Raw genomic sequence first — 17,056 nt, 5'->3', positions numbered from 1 at the left:
GGATGATGCGGACAGACGACAGCTCCCTCTCATGGATCCTCTCGAGTTCCGACCGGTCCAAGGTCCGGCTGCCCGGTACGGACAGGGCTCGGGACCCGGCGGCCACGTTGGAGATGGCCGGCCGTGCGGCCCGGCAGGTGGGGGTCACCCGGGTCGCGGACATCACGCGGCTCGACACCATCGGAATCCCGACGTTTCAGGCGATCAGGCCGACCGCCAGGACGCTCGCGGTGTCTCAGGGCAAAGGAGTCACGCCCCAGCTGGCGAAGCTGTCCGCGATGATGGAAGCCGTCGAGCTCTGGCATGCGGAGCAACCCATACCGCCGATCACGACGGCGTCTCCTCGCGATGTCATCGGACGACTGAGCTATGACATCCGCGATCTCCCGCTCTCCGCGCCGACGGTGCTGCATGACGGGCTGCCGCTGGACTGGGTCGCCGCCAGGTCGCTGGTCGACGGCTCGGAAACGCTCGTTCCCGTGAGCATGGTGGGATTCTCACTCGTGCGGAGGACGGGCTGGAACCCGCCGGTGTTCTTCGCGTCCACGAACGGCCTGGCCAGCGGAAACACGCTGGCCGAGGGGATCTTGCACGCGTTGTACGAGGTGATCGAGAGGGACGCCGTGACAGCGGTGATGACCGGCGGCGACCGGGGGGTCCGCGTCGACCCGCGGACGCTGGGGTCGCCGGTCGTCGACGAACTGTGCGAGATGATGGCGCGTGCCCGGGTCCGGCTCGAGGTCAGGTCCGTGCCGTCACCCACGGAGCTGCCGTGCTTCCTCGCCCGGATCACCTGCGACGACTATCCCCCGGCATTCGCGGGATTCGGCTGCCACCTCAGCTCTGAGATAGCACTCACCCGCGCCGTCACCGAGGCGGCGCAGACCAGGCTCGGCTACGTTTCCGGCGCCAGAGACGACCTCCAGTCGGACGTCCGGGACGACCTGGCTTCGAAGCGCCGGCCCGTCCCGGCGGCGGAACCCGCTGCGGCGATCCCGGAACTGGCGGCTCACGAAACCCTGCTCGACGATCTGGAGGACGTGGTGAAGCGGGCCACCGTCGCGTTCTCGCACGCGCCTGTCCTCGTCGACCTCACCCGAGGCGACATCGGAGTCCCGGTCGTCAGAGTGCTGGCGCCGGGAAGCCGCGTCTGCCCGGAGGTGTTCTAGTGCGCTCCCAGAAGGTGGTCGTCTACGCAGGGCCGACGATCTCCCGCGACGAGGTCCTCGGCATGGTCCCGGAAGCGCGGACGCGGCCGCCCGCGGCCCGGGGTGATCTCCTCCGGGAGGAGTGGAGCCCAGGTGACACCGCCGTCATCATCGACGGTTACTACCGGGAGCGGCTGTCCGTGGGCCACAAGGAGATCCTCTGGCTGCTCAACGAAGGTGTGGACGTCGTCGGCGCGGCGAGCATGGGCGCGTTGCGTGCGGCGGAGCTGGGCCCGTACGGCATGAGCGGCGCCGGGTCGGTGTTCCGCATGTACGCGACGGGTGAGATCGACGGGGACGACGAGGTCGCGGTGCTGCACGGGCCCGCCGACAGGGGGTATCCCGCCGGCACGGTGGCGATGGTCAACATCCGCTACGGCTGCCGGGAGGGCGCGAGGACGGATCTCGTCCCGGCGGCGACCGGTGAGCGGATCGTGGCGGCGGCGAAGGCCATGCCGTTCGCGCACCGGACCTGGCGTGAGCTGGAAGGCGTGCTGGGCCGGGACGCCCGCGACTGCCTGAGCACGCTCGAGCGGATGATCGGCACGGGTGAATGGGACCTCAAGCGGCTGGACGCGATCTCGGCACTGAGCGCTGTCGGCGGTCCGGCCGAGACGACGATCCGCCGAACAGGCGCGGAGGCATGGGCGGCCGAGGCGGCACTGACGGGGATCACCCACTTCGAGGCGCTGAAATGGCGGTCGACGCGCGAGTACGCGCCGGGCAGGTGGATGTCCGATCTCGATGTCCTGAACGCGGGGCGGCTGTTCGACGACGACTACCCGCGGTTGCACGAGCAGGTTCTGACCGGCCTGCTGGCGGACTTCGCCGAGGCGGAGGGCCTGGGGCCGGAGGCGTATGTGCACGCCAGACTCGGGGTCGACGACGGGTGCGCCCTGCCGTACGAACTCGCGTCGTGGCTCACCGAGGCGGAGTCGGCCACCCTGCCGGTCGCGGAGCGGCTCCGACTGGTCATGGTGCGGGTGTGGCCGGTCTGGCAGTCGGCTGACTGGCGGCCGGTCGTCCTGGAGCGGATCCGGGAGTCGAGCCGCTGGCGCGAGTGGACCGACATCGTCGCCCAGGCCGATGAGATCGCGGAACAGGCCGGCGGTCGGCTGGCCGTCCCGCCGCCGGAGATCCGCGGAAGGATCTTTCTGCGCCACTGGCAGCGGCGCGGAACATCAGCCGAGGTCGAGATGGCCCGACGGGGGTTCGCCGACCTGGAAGATCTGGGAAACACCCTCAGAAGGTTCTTCGCACTGGACGTCCGCAACGCCCGTGGTGCCGGCCGTGACCACGCTTGAGCAGTCATTCGACCCGACCAGCCCGAGGCATCGTCCGGACCCGCACCCGCTCTTCCACCGGATGCGCGAGCGGGCGCCGATCTACCGCCACGTGAGCCCGGCGACCGGTCGTGTGTTCTGGTACCTGACCCGGTACGCGGACGTGCAGCGCGCGCTTGTCGACCCGGACATCGGGCGTCAACTCGACCGGCTGCCCGGCGAGCTCGCCGAACTTCACCGCCGGTGGGAGAACGACCCGCTGGCGATGCTGAGGCGGAACGTGTTCAACCTCGATCCGCCCGACCACACCCGGCTGCGGCGGCTGATCGCGCCGGCCTTCAACGCCCGGACGGTGGCGGCGCTCGAGCGGCGCATCCATCAGGTCGTCGACGAGCTCATCGACGGCATGGCGGCCGCCGGAGGCGAAGTCGACCTGATCGAGGCGCTGGCGCTTCCGCTGCCGATCCTGATCGTCGCCGAGCTGCTCGGCTTCCCGGCCGGCGACCGGACCCGGCTGCGCGGGTGGAGCGGCGACATGCTGCGCAGCCAGGAGGCGCTGCGGGTGCGCCGCGCCGGGGCGGAGTTCGTCGCGTACGTCAACGAGAAGATCGACGAGCGGCGGGCCCACCCGGGTGAGGACCTGCTGTCCCGGCTCATCCAGGCGGAGCGGGCCGATGGCGGGATCAGCCGTGCCGAGCTGATCTCCAGCGTGTTCCAGCTGCTGCTCGCCGGAGACGAGACGACGGTCAACCTGATCGGCAACGGAGTTCTGGAACTGCTGCGCCACCCCGGCCAGCTCGGGCGGCTACGCGCGCGGTCCCAGCTGATCGACTCCACCGTTGAGGAGGTCCTGCGGTTCAACGGCCCGGTCGGGCACTCCCGGCCGCTGTTCGCCATCGCCGATGTGCGATTCGGCGATACGGTGATCCCCCGCGGTGACGTCGTCGTTCCGGTACTGCTGGCGGCCAACCGGGACCCGGAGGTGTTCCCCCAACCGGACGTCTTCGACATCGGCCGCAGCCCGAACCGGCATCTGGGCTTCGGCCACGGAATCCACTACTGTCTCGGTGCGTCGCTGGCCCGGCTGCAGGCCCGGGCCGCCATCGGCACGCTGGTGCGCCGCTTCCCCGAGATGGCGCCGGCGGTCGATCCCGCCGACCTGGAATGGACGCCGGACCTGTTCCTGCATGGCGTACGGCGTCTGCCTCTGCTGGTACGGCAGCGCCCCGGCGAGACCGGTGGACATGAGCGGACATGAGTATCCCGCCCATCCGGGTGGCCGGCTTGAGTAACTCCCATGCTCTGGCGGTCCGGCGGGTGCCCGCGCATAGTGTGCCGGTCGGCTGAAATCGCTCAACTCGGATGGTCAGGTGGCACAACCGGATGATTCGTGCTCCACGGGTGAGGCGGTGCCCGCGCTGCGGGTCGTGGTCGGCGAGCCCGACCGGGTGACGCGCGCCCGGCTCAGGGGCGTGCTGCACATGCGCAACGGCATCTACGTGGTGGGGGAGGCCCGCGCCGCTCGCCAGCTGAGCGATCTGGTCGCCCGGCGCCGGCCGAGGGTGGCGGTGGTGACCGCGGCGCTGCGGCAGGCGGAGGGCGTCGAGCTCGCCCTCGTCGCCGCGGCGCGGACGAGGAACAGGACGCGGGTGGTCCTGGTCTCCGAAGCCCTGGATGAGGAGCTGCTCGGGCGTGCGCTGCATGGGGGAGTCGGCGGCTTCGTCCACCGGGGATCGCTGCTTGAGGAGATCGTGCCCGCGATCCGGCTGGTCGCCGCGGGGCAGACGTTCATCTCCAGTTCGATGATCACGCGGCTCCGTGATCGCATAGCCGCCGTGACCATCGGAGTCGATCACCGGCTCGCGGCACTCACCCCACGTGAAGCCGAAGTGCTGGCCCTCGTCGCGACCGGCCTGTCCAACGCCGGCATCGCCGAGAAGCTCGGCATCGGCACGGGAACGGTCCGTTCCCACCTGGCCCGCATTCTCGACAAGCTGTCGGCGACGAACCGGGCGCACGCGGTCGGCATCGCCTACGAATCCGGCCTCATCACGGGTGGGTCGGTCCACCGACGGCGGAAACGCCCCTGAAGACGGAGCTCACCGGGTGGCGGAAGCGCGCCGGGAAAGCCACCATGCGGACAGCCCGGGGTGCTGCATGATCGCCTCCTGCGTGGTGAGGAGGCGGTCCGGCTGCCCTGACATCGCCCGGAACACCGCCGATCGGTCCTGCTCGCCGTCCGTGGAGATCAATGTCTGCGCACGGAAGAGCTCGGCCGCGAGCTCCGGACTGCTCAGCACCGCCTGCGCCATACGGGTTCGAATCCGGTGCTCGAACGGGGTCGCCTCCCCCTGCCGCGCTCCTTCGTCATGAACCCGCTCACCGTCCTGCTCGACCGCCATCCGCCACGACGTCTCCGCCTCGGCCGCCAGGGCGGCCGGCAGCTCGGCGAAGAGGGACGGCCCGATCCCGTGCCGGGTCAGCTCCCTGTCCAGCCTGAGCGCGCTCAGCGCGGCGACCGACATCCCATGCGAGTGGACGGGATTCACCGCGACGGCCGCGTCGCCGATCGCGGCGAAGCCGACGGGCAGGTGCGCTCGTTCGAAGAATCTCCTCCTGTTGGAGGTGTCGCGGTACGGCCGGATGCCGCCGACGGGCGTGGCCGCCGCCAGGAGGTCCGCCACGATCGGGTCGCGCAGCGAGCGCGCGAAGTCCAGGAAGCCCCGCTCGTCCGTCGGCGGCTCGCCGCCCCGGGTGCCGGTGAGGGTGACGACCCACCGGTCGTTCTCGATGGGGAACAACGTCGCCCCCTGTGCCGGCTGTCTCTGTGCCGGCTGTCTCTGTGCCGGCCGCCCCTTCGCCGCATGCGGATGAAGCATGATCGCTGGAATTTCGGCGGCGAGTTCGGGAGGCGCCTGATAGACCCGCGTGGAGTAGGTCAGCCCGGAGCTGACGGTCACCTCCTCGATCTCCGGAGCTCCGATCTCAGCCAGCCACCGCGACGCCTTCGATCTTCGGCCCGTCGCGTCGACGACGAGATCCGCCCGGATCGTCTGCGCCGGAGCGCCTTCGCGACTGACCGCGACTCCGGTGACCCGGGCGGCGTCTCCGACCAGTCCCAGCGCCCGCGAGCCTTCCCAGGTCGAGACGGCTGTCGAGACGGCTGTGGCGACGGCCCCGTCGGCGAGCGCCTGCCACCGCACCACCTGGTCCAGGAGCCCCCGGCTGCACGAGATCAGGTAGGCCTCGGTGTCGAGGCGCCGAAACCACCCCTGCGCGCTGAGGATCAGCGCATCGCCGGGGATGCCTCTCAGCTGCGCGCCTCGCGCGAAGAGCGCATCGAGGGTCCCGGGAAGCAACGTGTGCAGTGCCCTCGCGCCGCCGGTCACGAGCACGTGGCTGTGGTGTGACTGAGGCAGCCCCCGCCGGACCTGAGGACCGGACGGGTAATGATCGCTCTCGATCACGATGACGTCGTCCGCGTGCCTGGCGAGCACGGTGGCGGCCAGCACGCCCGCGAAGCCTCCGCCGAGGACGACCGCCCTGGTCAAGCCGGGTGCTCTTCGATCAGGCCGGTTTCGAGCATCATGTCGATGAACTCCTGTACGTCCGTCAGGATGCGCCTGCTCACCGCGGGGTTGTTCCCGGCGAACTCACGCGACAGCTTCAAGGCGATCGGCTCCCGTTCGCCGTCGCTCACCACGAGCTGCCAGATCCGGGAACCGGTCTCGTTCAAGGTGTTGAAATCCCCGGTTTCGGTGTGAAACAGCGAGACGCGGTCCTCGGTCTCCTGCCATATCACCGCATCGCTGATCCGGAGTGACACACTCCACCTCCTCTATACCGGCGTGATGGGAATCAGCCCGCCGACCTTGACGGTGTCGGGCGAGGGAGGAACGTACGTCTTCCAGTCGTCGAAAACCGGGTGGATGTCGCCGTTGACGACCAGACGGGGTGTCGTCATCTCGTGCTCCTTCTCGGCGAGCTCCGCGGGAGTGACGCCGGCCTCCAGCCAGAGTTGCGTGGCGATGCCGTGCCGCAGGATTCTGCACTGGTGGCGGCTGTTGCGCCTCAGGTCCCCGGACTCCGACATGTGAGTGGCGCGGCATCCCCCGCCGCAGGACGCCTTGATGTAGCACTTCGCGCAGTCGGCGTGGTAGTCGCCACCGAACACGGTGCTGCTGCGCATGCCGCGAAGGAGAGGGCCGGCGAAGATCTCCGACAGGGACTGGCGTCGTACGTTGCCCGCGAAGTGCGACCGCTCCGTGACGAGCTTGCACGGGTAGACGTCACCCAACGAGTTGATGTAGATCTCGTTCCCGCCCATGCCGCAGTTGCCCCGCACTGAGCACTGCGCCAGCGGCTTGGGCCCGTCCGGCCTCAGCACGCCGGCGGCCGGTGATGTCCAGGTGATCCGCTGGATCCTCAGATGGTCTTCCCAGCCGAAGTCGTAGTCGTCGGTCACCCCTCGGCCCAGGTTGTTGTGGTTCATCAGCCGGATGCTGTGGACCTCGAGCCCATCCATGAACGTCGCGAAATCCTCCAGTTCATCGATGTTGTCCGAGGTGACGATATGGTTGATCTTCGGCAGCACGCCGACGTCGTTCAGCATCCGCAGGGCGCGGTGCGTCTTGGCGAAGGAGCCGGCGCCCCGGGTGCGGTCGTGGGTCTCGGCCGTGCCGCCGTCGACGCTCACCGTGACACTGTCGAACAGTTCGGCGATCCGCTCCGCCATCGCGGGCGTCCTGATCATCGTGGCGTTGGTGATGATGTTCGCCTTCAGGCCGCTTCGCTTGGCGTGCTCCACGATCTGGAACAGATCCTTCCGGAGCATCGGCTCGCCGCCGGTGAAGATCAGGGTTTCGGCCCCGAAGTCGGCGATCTGAGAGACCAGGCCGAGTGACTCATCGGTGGTGAGCTCGCCCGGCAGGCACTTCTCCGAGGAGGCGTAGCAGTAGGGGCAGCGGAGATTGCAGCCATCGGTGATGGCGTAGTACACCTGGCGCAGCCGCGGCTCCGTCGTCGTGAGCTTCGGACGGTTCCCGTCGTAGTAGACCATCCAGTTCAGGATGAGTTTGGCGAGGGTTCGTTCGATCTCATCGGTCTCTTCGAGGCTCGCGGGTTCCGCGCTCGCCCGGGAGCGGGCCAACGACCGCAGGACGCCGAACTCGCTGGAACTGAGGACGCACCGACCGCCTATCTGCGGGTTGAGCACCAGGTAGTCCTCATCGTGCACGAAGTAGGTCAGGTCTTCTGGCACGTCGAGCAACGAGCTGTTTCTGACCAGCTTCCCGGACATGCGTTCCCCTTCACGCTCTCAGCGGCAGGTGCGGCTCCGAGACCCCGTCCCGCGACATGTGGCCGGGGCCGCACCTGCTCGCCGTTCGGACCAGGGACACTCCCTAGGCCAACCCGGACCCGGACCAGATTCCGCACATGCACTTGTCCTGGACGGGCACGCCGTGCGCCTCCACCTCGGGCTTGGCCCACTGCCCATCGGACGCGGCATGTGCCAGCACCTCGGGCAGGACGGCGGGAAGCCGGTCCTTGAGCGAGATGATCAGGTCGACTTCCTCCTGGGTCAAGGTGGCGAACGCCGCCTCGACTTCCGCGGCCAGCGGGCTGTTCAGGACCCCGGCCTCACGCAGAGCTTCCCTCGGATCGAAGGCCATGCCCTCACCTCTCTGTCTGATGGGGTGCGTGCAGGTCGAGTATGGGCTGGTGACAAGTGGGGGGCACAACCCCACAAACGTGGGCTACCGGCTGCCGGCTCCCGGACGAGAACCACACGAATGTGGGGGCCCGGGTCTCTTGTGATCGACGATGAGCCGTTTCAGGCTGAAAATGCCGATGAAAGGAAGATTCGATGAACGGAAGCGCGTTCGACGCGCTCGGCGAGTTGCGTGCGGCCGGGCATCCCATCGACCTGCTCGACGAACGGCAGCGACGGGTGTTCGCCGAGCTCACGGAGACCGAGGTCGTACTGCTGAACTCGATCAAGAAGCGCCTGGACGATGCCGCGGGCGAGGTGGAAGGACAGGAGCTCAAGCTCGTATGAGCCGCAAGGGCTCGCGGCCCGCCCGTCGTAACGTCGTGGTCCTGTTCATCGACATCGTCGGGTCGACGGAGCTCGCCGAGCGTCTCGACCCCGAGTTGCTCCTGCGGATCCTCGAGCGCTACTACGACGCCTGCAGAACGGAGATCCTCGAGCGTGGCGGCGTCGTGGAGAAGTACATCGGCGATGCGATCATGGCGGTGTTCGGTGTTCCGGTCAGCCGGGAGGACGACGCGCTCCGGGCGGTGCTCGCGGCGCACGCGGCGATGTCGGCCGTGCACCGGCTGGGCGCGGAGATAGCCCCGACCCACGGCGTCCGGCTGGACGCCCATTGCGGCATCGCCTTCGGCCAGGTGATGGTCGTCGGCGGATCCGGTTCGGATGTGCGCGTGATTGGTGACACCGTCAACACCGCGAGCCGCCTGCAGTCCGCAGCGGGAGACGGCGAGATCCTGCTGGGGGACGACGTCGCCCGTCTGGTCCGGCGGTACGCGGTGCTGGACGACGTCCCCCCGCTCACGCTCAAGGGCAAGCGAGATCCGGTGCGGGCGTGGCGGCTGGTCGCCGTGGAGCCCGATCGCGCGGAGCCGGCGACCGACACGATCCCGTTGATCGGCCGCGCCGAGGAGCTGCGCCGGCTGACGCTGCTCCGGGACCGCGTCGTACGCGACCGGCGGTGCGGCATGGCGACCCTGCTCGGCGTTCCCGGCATCGGCAAGTCCCGGCTGGTCAGGGAGTTCCTGCACAACGTGTCCGATGACGTGACCGTCCTCACCGGCCGGTGCCCGTCCTACGGGATCGGCGCCACCTACCGGCCGATCGTGGAGATGCTCGAGACCCTCAACCACGACTGGGCCGCGATCGCCGAGGCCGTGGGCCCGGAAAGCGAACGGGCGCTGCGCGGGCTGACGGGCTCGGGAGCCGCGGACTACGCGGCCTACGGGGACACCCCGGGGATCGCCGGGATCGCGGAGATCGCGCAAGCCGTACGGTCGCTCTTCGAGGCTCTCGCGCGGCGGCAGCCCCTGGTGGTGGTCCTGGACGACCTCCAGTGGGCTGAGCCGACCCTCCTCGACCTGATCGAGGACTGCGCGGCGTGGCTCGCGGACGTGCCCGTGCTCCTCGTCTGCGTCGTCCGGCCCGAGTTCTACGAGACCCGTCCCTCCTGGGGACAGGGCACGGCCTGCGCCGTGTCGTTGGAGCTCGGCCCGTTGAACCGGCCGGACATGGCACGTCTGGTCGCCGAGCTCCGCGCCGCCCGGGCGGATGTCGTCGCCCACGACGACGACGGCGTGTACCGGAGGGTGGCCTGCGGTTCGGACGGCAATCCCCTCTTCGCCGAACTGATGTTGGAGACCCTCGCCGAGGGCGCGGCCGCCATCCCGCCGACCATTCAGGCGCTGCTGGGGGCGCGGCTGGACCGGCTGGGCGAAGCGGAGCGCGAGGTGCTGGAGCGGGCCGCGACCATCGGGCAGGCGTTCACGATGGATCAGGTGGAGGCACTCCTCGACGCCGAGAACCTCGCGATGGCGACGGCGACGCCGCTTGCCCGGCTCCAGCACGGCCGCCTGATCCGACGCGGCGCGCTCCCGGGGTCGTTCGAGTTCACCCAGACCCTCACCCGGGAGACCGTCTACGCGCTGGCGAGAAAGGAGTCACGTGCGGACTGGCACCGGAGGCTGGCCGACTGGTTGAGCGACCGGGCCGCCGGCGTCTCCGACGACGCCCCGTTCCCCGGATCCTCCTCCGGAGACGTGAGCCGGCACCTGCTGGCGGCCTGCCGGCTCACCCGGGAGGTGCGCCCCGGTGATCCGCTCCTGCGCGAGCTGACGGACCGGGCGGCGGACTCGCTCATCCGGGACGGCGGCCAGGCGTTGCACCGTAGGGACATGCCCGCGGCGATCGCGCTGCTGGAACGGGGACGGGAGATGCTCCCCGCGGGCAGGAGCGAGCACCGGTCCCTGGCCGTCCGCATCAGCGACGCGCGGCTGGCGCGGGGGGAGGGGGACCGGGCGGCCGCGGCGCTGGACCGCGCGGAGGAACTGCTGCCGGACGATCCGCGCAACGCGCTCACCTGTGCGATACAGCGGGAGATCCTCACGCTCCGCTCGGGCGCCCGCGCGCCGGAGCTCGCGTCCCTTCGGCGGCGGCTGGCGCTCGATCCCCGAGACGATCTGAGCTGGTGCCGGTTCCACCAGCTCGAAGCCTTGATCCACATCGAGAGCGGTCGTTTCGGCGCCGCCGACCGGGCGCTTCGGGACGGGCTCGCCCGGGCCCGGGTGATGGGTGACCGCTACGAGGAAGATCGCCTGCTCGGCGGGCTGTGCGAGCTGGTGCAGTGGTCGCCCACCCCGGTGCGGGAAGGCCTCGCGCTCTGCGCCGACCTGCTGGCCCGGCTCGCCGGCGACCGCGCCCTGCTGGTGCCGGTGCTCGTCACCAGGGCCCGCCTCCTCGCGCTCGCCGGCGACCTCGACACCGCCCGCGAGGCGCTCGACACGGCGGACCGCTACGCGGACGAACTGCACCTCGACCTGCCGGCGATCGCGGTCGCGCAGGTGCGGGGGCTGGTGGAGTCCCTGGACGGGAACCACGAGACCGCGAGGAGCCTGTTCGAGCGTGCCGCCGCCGCGCTCCGTACGGCAGGGCACGTCGCGCCCGCCGCCACGTTGGAGGTGTACGCGGCACGCGAGATCCTTCGGCGGGGAGACGTACGGCAGGCCGTAGAAGAGTTGGGGCGCGGCGATGCCGGGCCGCGTCAGCTCCGGGGCGAACTGGCGGCCATCGCGATGAGGGCCACGATCGCATCACTCGACGGCGAACATCTGGCGGCGGTGAACGCGGCCGAGCACGTGACCACGCTGCTCGAGTCGACCGATGACCCCTGCCTTCGAGGGGACATCCTGGTCGAGGTCGCGCAGATCCACCGGGCGGCCGGACGTGACCCGGCCGATGCCGCCCGGCGCGCGCTCGACGCGTACCTGAGCAAGGGCGCGAGCCTGCCGGCGCGGAGAGTCCGTGACTGGATCGAGGAGGGCCGGAGAGGGGAGCCGTGTCCATGACGTCCATGACGCCGGCGAGCACGCCGCCCTGGCGCAGGGAGCGGCGCGCCCACTTTCCCGGGGTGCCCGCGTGGGGGCTGGCCACCACCCGGCAGTCCCCGGAGCCTTTCCAGGTCAGTCCGCTGGCGGAGGTGACCAGGCAGTGGGCATGGGACGGGTCCGACGGCACGGGTGTGCGCGTGTGCGTGGTGGACACGGGCGTGGACGGATGCCATCCCAAGATCGGCGGCCTCGAACGGTCGCTCGAGGTCGTCAGCGGGGACGGGGGCGAGCTGCTGGTCGCCGACTGTCACCCCGTCGACCCCGCCGGGCACGGCACCGCCTGCGCCGGAGTGATCAGATCGATCGCTCCGGGAGCGTCGCTGACCTCGCTTCGCGTGCTCACCGACGGAAAGACCGGCACCGGCGACGCCCTCATGGCCGGGCTCCGCTGGGCCGTCGACGAGGGCTTCGACCTCGTCAACCTCAGCCTCTCCACCACGAGGTCCGGCTTCCGGGAGTCCCTGCACGAGCTCGCCGACCGCGCGTACTTCCGGCGCTGTCTCCTGATCGCCGCGGCGCACAACATGCCCGTCGTCAGCTTCCCGTGGACGTTCTCCTCGGTCGTCTCGGTGGCCAGCCATGACGAAGCCGACCCGATGACCTACTACTACAACCCCGCGCCGCCTGCGGAGTTCCACGCTCGAGGGGTCAGGGTGCCGGTCGCATGGCCCGGTGGCCGGGAGATCCGCAGCACCGGCAACAGCTTCGCGGCACCGCACATCACCGGCATCTGCGCGCTCATCCTGAGCAAGCACCCGTGGCTGACGCCGTTTCAGCTGAAGACGGTCCTCTATCTGGCCGCGGACAACACCATGACGCGGACAACACCATGACGCGGACAACAGCGACGCACAACGGAGAGGCCCATGTCCCGTGACGACATCGACGGCACAGAACGTACGCTCCTGCAGTCCATCGTCGAGGTGGCCCGCCACATGTTCGGCGCGGCCGCCTCCTCCATCTTCCTGGTGGACCCGGACACCGGTGAACTGGTCTTCGAGGCCGTGTCGGGTGAGGGGGAGAAAAAACTGGTCGGAAGCCGCTTACCGGCGGGAACAGGGATCGCCGGCTGGGTGGCGGCGAGCGGTCAGCCGATGATCGCGGACGACGTGTCGGCGGTGACGCAGTTCGCCCAGGACGCCGCGGAGTCCACCGGTTACGTCCCGCGCACCATCATGGCCGCGCCGCTCATCCGGTTCGAGGAATGCGTCGGCGTCCTGGAGGTGCTGGATCGGACGGCCTCCCGCAGCGATCTGGACGACGTGGAGTTCCTGGGGCTGTTCGCCACGCAGGCCGCCTGCACCCTGGAACTCCTGCTGAGGGTACGGCACAGCCGTCTCCAGGAGCCGGACCGCGATCCGCACGCGCTCCTGCGGCGGATCGGCGAGCGGCTGCCGGGGAAGGCCCGGCCGTCGGACGCGGCAGCGGTACGTCTGCTCGCCATCGCCGACGACCTCCTCGCGCGGTGACGAACCGAGGCTTGTCAGGACCGTGTCAAGGCGAGAACCTTCAAATCAGGGAAGATCAAAGACCTCTTTGAGCTTCAGCTGAAGGGACGCGGCACGCCATGACGACACCGAACCCGTGGCCGCTCGTCGGACGCGCCGCGGCGCTGCAGACCATCACGGAAGCGGCGACGCAGCCGGACGCCGGCGGCGTGGTGATCGTGGGACCACCGGGAGTGGGCAGGACACGCCTGGCCAAGGAGGCGGTCGCGCGGCTCGCGGCTGCGGGTCACCCGACGGCCTGGGCGACCGGGACCCGGGCCGCCGGGGTGATCCCCCTGGGCGCGTTGCTGCACCTCGCGCCGCCGGGTGATGTGGCGGTCCCCGTGACCGAGCACGTCACGGGGCGTGTCTTCGGCCGGATCGCGGAGCGATTCGGCGTCCCCACCGGGAAGCGGCCCGTGCTCGTCGTGGACGACACCCATCTGCTCGACAGTGCCTCGGCTGCGCTCGTCTACCACCTCGCCGTGCACACGAGGACCTTCGTGCTGCTCACGGTACGGCAGGGGCAGACAGCGCCGGACGTGATGACCGCGTTGTGGAAGGAATGGGTGGTACGGCGCCTGGAGTTGCGGCCGCTGAGCGACGGAGACGTGGACACGCTGCTCGAGCGTGGCCTGGGTGGTCCGCTGGACGCCGTCACACGTCGCACGTTCCGCCGCCTGTCCGCGGGCAACCCGCTGGTGCTGCGGGAACTCGTGCAGTCGGGCCTGGAGGGATCGGTGCTGCGCCGAGTCGACAGCCTCTGGCATCTGGGCGGTCAGCTGCGGATCACCGGCCGGTTCGGTGATCTGGTGGAGGCGCAGATGCAGGTCGACGATCCCGCCGTGCTCGCCGTGCTGGAGGTGCTCGCCTGCACGGAGCCGCTCGGCCAGCCCTTGCTCGAGGACATCACCGGCCACTCCGCCGTGGTGCGGGCTGAACGGCAGGGGCTGGTGGTGGTGGAACCGTCTGGAGCACGGCACCAGACACGGTTCACGATCCCCGCGTACGGAGAGGTCATCCGCGCCCGGATGCCACGCGCGCGAGCCCGCGCGATCTGGGGGAGGCTCGCGCGGGCCCTCGCCACGTCGCCATGCCGTCGCGCGGACGACGCACTCGAGCTGGCCGTGTGGCGGCTCAGGGCCGGCCTCGGTTCGTCGGCGCCGGAGTTGCTGGCCGCCGCGCGCCGGGCCGCCGAGCGATCGGAGCTCAAGGTCGCCGAGCGGCTGGCGGTCGCGTCCCGTGACACCAGCGGTGGGGCGGCCAGCGGTGGGGCGGACGCGAACCTGACCCTGGCCGAGGTTCTGGTGTCGCAGGGGCGCTACGGCGATGCGGCCGGCGTACTCCCGGCTCCGGAGGAATGTGACGACGAGGAACGCGCCGACCGGCGGGCGATGCTCAGGGAGACGATCGAGTACTGGCAGCACCGGGCGTCACCGGATCAGGGCCAGCCGACCGGCGGAGGGGCGGCGGAGGCGGTGAGAACCTGGACGATACTGCTCGAGGGACAGGTCGCACGGTCTCTCGCGGCCGGTAAGACGCTGCTCGCCCGGCCGTACCCGCGGCTGCCGGTGCGCGCGACGGTGTTGGCGGCCACGGCAGTCGTGTTCGCCGCGGGTCTCGTGGGCGACGTCGACCTCGTCGAACGGGCGAGTGCCGACGGCCTGGAGATCGCGTCGGCGCACCGGGCCGCGCTGCCGTGGGCGCAGGCTCAGGTCGGCGGCGTCAGGTGCCTCGCCCTCCTGCTGGGAGGCGCACTCACCACGGCGGCCGAGGCCGTGGCCGCCGCATACGGAGAGGCCGTCGAGACGCAGACGGCCCCCTTGGTCGGCATGTGGGCGGCTGTGCGCGGCATCGTGGCGAAGGCTCAGGGACGGGTGGAGCTGGCACAGCAGGCGCTGCGCGAGGCGATCGTGCTGCTCGACGGGCACGACCCGCTGCGGTTGCGGCGCGTCTACCTGGCGGAGCTGGCGGGCACGCACGCGATGGCGGGGGACGCCGTGCAGGCGGACGCCTGGCTCAGCCGGATGGACAGCTGTCCCGCGCCGCCGGGTGTGCTCTTCGACCCCTGGATCGAGCGCAACCGTGCCTGGGCCGCCGCGGCCGCGCTCGATCTCTCCGGTGCCGCGACCCGCGCCGTCATGGCCGCGAAGGCCGCCCGGGAGGCCGGAGCGCCGATGATCGAGGCCCTGGCGCTGTTCGACGCCGCGCGGTTCGGCGCGGCGAAGGAGGTGTGCGGCAGGCTGCGCCGGCTCGCCGGGGACATCGCCACTCCCGCGACGGCGGCCTTCGCCGCGGTGGCCACCGCGCTCGCCGCGGACGACGCCCACCGACTCGTGGAAGCGGCCAGGACGCTGCACCGGATCGGCCATCCGCTGCCCGCCGCCGAGGCGGCCGCGGCGGCCTACCGATTACACGCCGCGGCGGGCCGACGCACCGCGGCCCAGAAGGCGCTCGTGTTCGCTCGCGAGGCGCTGGCCGAGTGCGGCGGCGCCCGCACGCCGCTGACGGATCTGACCGGGAGTGAGGCGTCGTTGACTCCGCGAGAACTGCAGGTGGCGCAGCTCACCGCGGCCGGGCTGTCCGGCCGCGCCGTCGCCGACCGTCTCGGCCTTTCGCTTCGGACCGTCAACAACCACCTGGGCCGGGTCTACGCCAAGCTCGGGGTGTCCGGGCGCCACGTACTCGCCCAGGTGCTGGGCCGCCCGCTGGAACAGGGGCGCGGGTGAGCTCGGATCCTCAGTACGGCCCGCGCGGAAGTACGGCCCGCGCGGACGGTGACGGTGGGCGGGAGACGGTCATGCGGGTCGATGCCGACTTGCTCGCTCCTCGTATCATGCGAGTTGAGCCACAGGTCCGGTGCGAAAGCGCGGCCGCTGTCCTGTCTGACGTGGCGCCCGTCCGGGCCGCGCGACCTCCGAGGAGATGGACATGTCCGCTCGATCGCTGCCGCTCGCCACGCATGAGCTGTTCCACACACGTGATCTCGATGAGGCCCGGGCGATGGTGGGCCATGCCTTGGCTCCGCACGAGCTGCGCCTGGGGAAGCACGGGACTCGGTTCCACACCCGCATGAACGGGGTGGCCCTCGACCGGACCGGTCTGTACTCGATCGACTACGGAGGGGAGGTGTCGATCGCGGCCGACGCATGGGAGAGCTGCTTTCTCGTGATGATTCCGCTGGTCGGCGCGGTCGAGGTGTCCCTCGGCCGGGAGCAGGTCATGTCCACCCCTCGGCTCGGCTGCGTCGAGTCGCCGACGGAGTGCATGTCCATGCGCTGGTTGACCGGGGCGTCGCATCTCGTCGCATGGTTCGACCGCTGGGCGCTCGAAGCCCACCTCGGCGGCCTGCTGGGACGGGAGCTGCACAGGCCGCTCGTCTTCTCGCTGGGCATGGACCTGACCCGGCCCCTCGTCCGGTCCTGGCTGTCGATCGTCGACATGATCCGGCGGGAGGCGGAGACCGACGGCGACCTCCTCACCCGGCCGCTGGCCCTCGAACAGCTGGAGGGGCTGCTCATGACACAGCTCCTGCTGACCCAGCCCAGCAACTACACCCCGGCCCTGTCCGGGGAGCAGCCGCGTACGGCCCCGGCCGCCGTGAATCGGGCCATGGAGCTGTTCGAGGCGCGCGCCGGCGAACCCCTCACCGTGGTGAACGTCGCCGAGGCCGTCGGCGTGGGCGTGCGGGCCCTGCAGGAAGGGTTCCGCCGCCACCTGGAGACCACGCCCACGGCCTACCTGCGGGACGTACGGCTGGAACGCGTGCGTGCCGAGTTGACCGCCTGCGGCCCGGACACCGCGACCATCGCCGAAGTCGCCCGCCGCTGGGGGTTCGTCCACCTCGGCCAGTTCTCCCGCGCCTACCGGGAGCGTTTCGGAGAGACCCCCGCCGAGACGCTGACCCGCTGACCCGCTGGGG

14 protein-coding genes are annotated in these 17,056 nt (G+C 70.6%); 10 read left to right on the top strand and 4 right to left on the bottom strand.

The genetic code is table 11. The annotated features are described in order from the left end of the window. The first annotated feature begins 5 nt into the window (after positions 1–5). The 4 genes from Mth01_RS00955 to Mth01_RS00940 all read left to right on the top strand — a co-directional run bounded on the left by Mth01_RS00955 (position 6) and on the right by Mth01_RS00940 (position 4,581). Positions 6–1,169, top strand: coding sequence for a YcaO-like family protein (locus Mth01_RS00955; protein ID WP_204009771.1), 1,164 nt, complete (start codon positions 6–8; stop codon positions 1,167–1,169). Continuing rightward, positions 1,169–2,512 (top strand): TfuA-like protein, encoded by a 1,344-nt coding sequence (locus Mth01_RS00950; RefSeq protein ID WP_204009770.1) that lies wholly within the window; start codon positions 1,169–1,171, stop codon positions 2,510–2,512. Before Mth01_RS00955 ends, Mth01_RS00950 begins: the two co-directional genes overlap by 1 nt. Next, positions 2,499–3,749 carry a cytochrome P450 family protein gene (locus tag Mth01_RS00945; RefSeq protein ID WP_204009769.1) on the top strand — a complete coding sequence of 417 codons (1,251 nt, stop codon included), beginning with the start codon at positions 2,499–2,501 and terminating at the stop codon, positions 3,747–3,749. Before Mth01_RS00950 ends, Mth01_RS00945 begins: the two co-directional genes overlap by 14 nt. Before the next feature lie 112 nt (positions 3,750–3,861). Beyond that, positions 3,862–4,581, top strand: a complete 720-nt coding sequence (locus tag Mth01_RS00940; RefSeq protein WP_204009768.1) for a response regulator transcription factor — start codon at positions 3,862–3,864, stop codon at positions 4,579–4,581. A gap of 9 nt (positions 4,582–4,590) precedes the next feature. Here Mth01_RS00940 and Mth01_RS00935 read toward each other — a convergent pair whose 3' ends face one another. From Mth01_RS00935 to Mth01_RS00920, 4 genes are all read right to left on the bottom strand, one after another. After that, on the bottom strand, positions 4,591–6,042 hold the full coding sequence (locus Mth01_RS00935) for an NAD(P)/FAD-dependent oxidoreductase (RefSeq protein WP_204009766.1): 1,452 nt from the start codon (positions 6,040–6,042) through the stop codon (positions 4,591–4,593). Next, positions 6,039–6,317 (bottom strand): PqqD family protein, encoded by a 279-nt coding sequence (locus Mth01_RS00930; RefSeq protein ID WP_204009764.1) that lies wholly within the window; start codon positions 6,315–6,317, stop codon positions 6,039–6,041. Before Mth01_RS00930 ends, Mth01_RS00935 begins: the two co-directional genes overlap by 4 nt. A gap of 12 nt (positions 6,318–6,329) precedes the next feature. Next, positions 6,330–7,790 (bottom strand): StsB family radical SAM/SPASM domain sactipeptide maturase, encoded by a 1,461-nt coding sequence (stsB, locus tag Mth01_RS00925; protein WP_204009762.1) that lies wholly within the window; start codon positions 7,788–7,790, stop codon positions 6,330–6,332. Positions 7,791–7,893: 103 nt separating this feature from the next. Continuing rightward, positions 7,894–8,163: a StsA-related sactipeptide RiPP gene (locus Mth01_RS00920; RefSeq protein ID WP_204009759.1), complete on the bottom strand. Its 270-nt coding sequence runs from the start codon at positions 8,161–8,163 to the stop codon at positions 7,894–7,896. 194 nt (positions 8,164–8,357) lie between these two features. Here Mth01_RS00920 and Mth01_RS00915 point away from each other — a divergent pair, with 194 nt between their 5' ends. From Mth01_RS00915 to Mth01_RS00890, 6 genes are all read left to right on the top strand, one after another. Then, entirely contained in the window at positions 8,358–8,549 is a 192-nt protein-coding gene (locus tag Mth01_RS00915) for an aroma-sacti cluster domain-containing protein (RefSeq protein ID WP_204009758.1), read from the top strand. Then, complete coding sequence (locus Mth01_RS30065) at positions 8,546–11,605, top strand: AAA family ATPase (protein WP_204009757.1); 3,060 nt, start codon at positions 8,546–8,548, stop codon at positions 11,603–11,605. Before Mth01_RS00915 ends, Mth01_RS30065 begins: the two co-directional genes overlap by 4 nt. Beyond that, on the top strand, positions 11,602–12,480 hold the full coding sequence (locus Mth01_RS00905) for a S8 family serine peptidase (RefSeq protein ID WP_204009756.1): 879 nt from the start codon (positions 11,602–11,604) through the stop codon (positions 12,478–12,480). Before Mth01_RS30065 ends, Mth01_RS00905 begins: the two co-directional genes overlap by 4 nt. 33 nt (positions 12,481–12,513) lie before the next feature. After that, positions 12,514–13,116, top strand: a complete 603-nt coding sequence (locus Mth01_RS00900) for a GAF domain-containing protein (RefSeq protein ID WP_204009755.1) — start codon at positions 12,514–12,516, stop codon at positions 13,114–13,116. Positions 13,117–13,214: 98 nt separating this feature from the next. Further along, the gene (locus tag Mth01_RS00895) at positions 13,215–15,863 is read left to right on the top strand and encodes a helix-turn-helix transcriptional regulator (protein WP_204009754.1); all 2,649 of its coding nucleotides are present in this window, start codon (positions 13,215–13,217) and stop codon (positions 15,861–15,863) included. A 202-nt stretch (positions 15,864–16,065) separates the two neighbouring features. Next, positions 16,066–17,046: an AraC family transcriptional regulator gene (locus Mth01_RS00890; RefSeq protein ID WP_204009752.1), complete on the top strand. Its 981-nt coding sequence runs from the start codon at positions 16,066–16,068 to the stop codon at positions 17,044–17,046. Positions 17,047–17,056 lie beyond the last annotated feature (10 nt).

It is taken from the genome of Sphaerimonospora thailandensis, from assembly GCF_016863115.1.
GTDB lineage: Bacteria > Actinomycetota > Actinomycetes > Streptosporangiales > Streptosporangiaceae > Sphaerimonospora > Sphaerimonospora cavernae.
Note: the sequence above shows the minus strand (reverse complement) of the source record. Positions and strands in the feature narration are given on the sequence as shown.

What these genes read in the sequence shown, in the direction of transcription:
- Mth01_RS00900 (WP_204009755.1), top strand. Translation starts at nt 12,514, where the DNA reads ATGTCCCGTGACGACATCGACGGCACAGAACGTACGCTCCTGCAGTCC.
- stsB (WP_204009762.1), bottom strand. Translation starts at nt 7,790, where the DNA reads ATGTCCGGGAAGCTGGTCAGAAACAGCTCGTTGCTCGACGTGCCAGAA.
- Mth01_RS00890 (WP_204009752.1), top strand. Translation starts at nt 16,066, where the DNA reads ATGTCCGCTCGATCGCTGCCGCTCGCCACGCATGAGCTGTTCCACACA.
- Mth01_RS00920 (WP_204009759.1), bottom strand. Translation starts at nt 8,163, where the DNA reads ATGGCCTTCGATCCGAGGGAAGCTCTGCGTGAGGCCGGGGTCCTGAAC.
- Mth01_RS00905 (WP_204009756.1), top strand. Translation starts at nt 11,602, where the DNA reads ATGACGTCCATGACGCCGGCGAGCACGCCGCCCTGGCGCAGGGAGCGG.
- Mth01_RS00955 (WP_204009771.1), top strand. Translation starts at nt 6, where the DNA reads ATGCGGACAGACGACAGCTCCCTCTCATGGATCCTCTCGAGTTCCGAC.
- Mth01_RS30065 (WP_204009757.1), top strand. Translation starts at nt 8,546, where the DNA reads ATGAGCCGCAAGGGCTCGCGGCCCGCCCGTCGTAACGTCGTGGTCCTG.
- Mth01_RS00895 (WP_204009754.1), top strand. Translation starts at nt 13,215, where the DNA reads ATGACGACACCGAACCCGTGGCCGCTCGTCGGACGCGCCGCGGCGCTG.
- Mth01_RS00915 (WP_204009758.1), top strand. Translation starts at nt 8,358, where the DNA reads ATGAACGGAAGCGCGTTCGACGCGCTCGGCGAGTTGCGTGCGGCCGGG.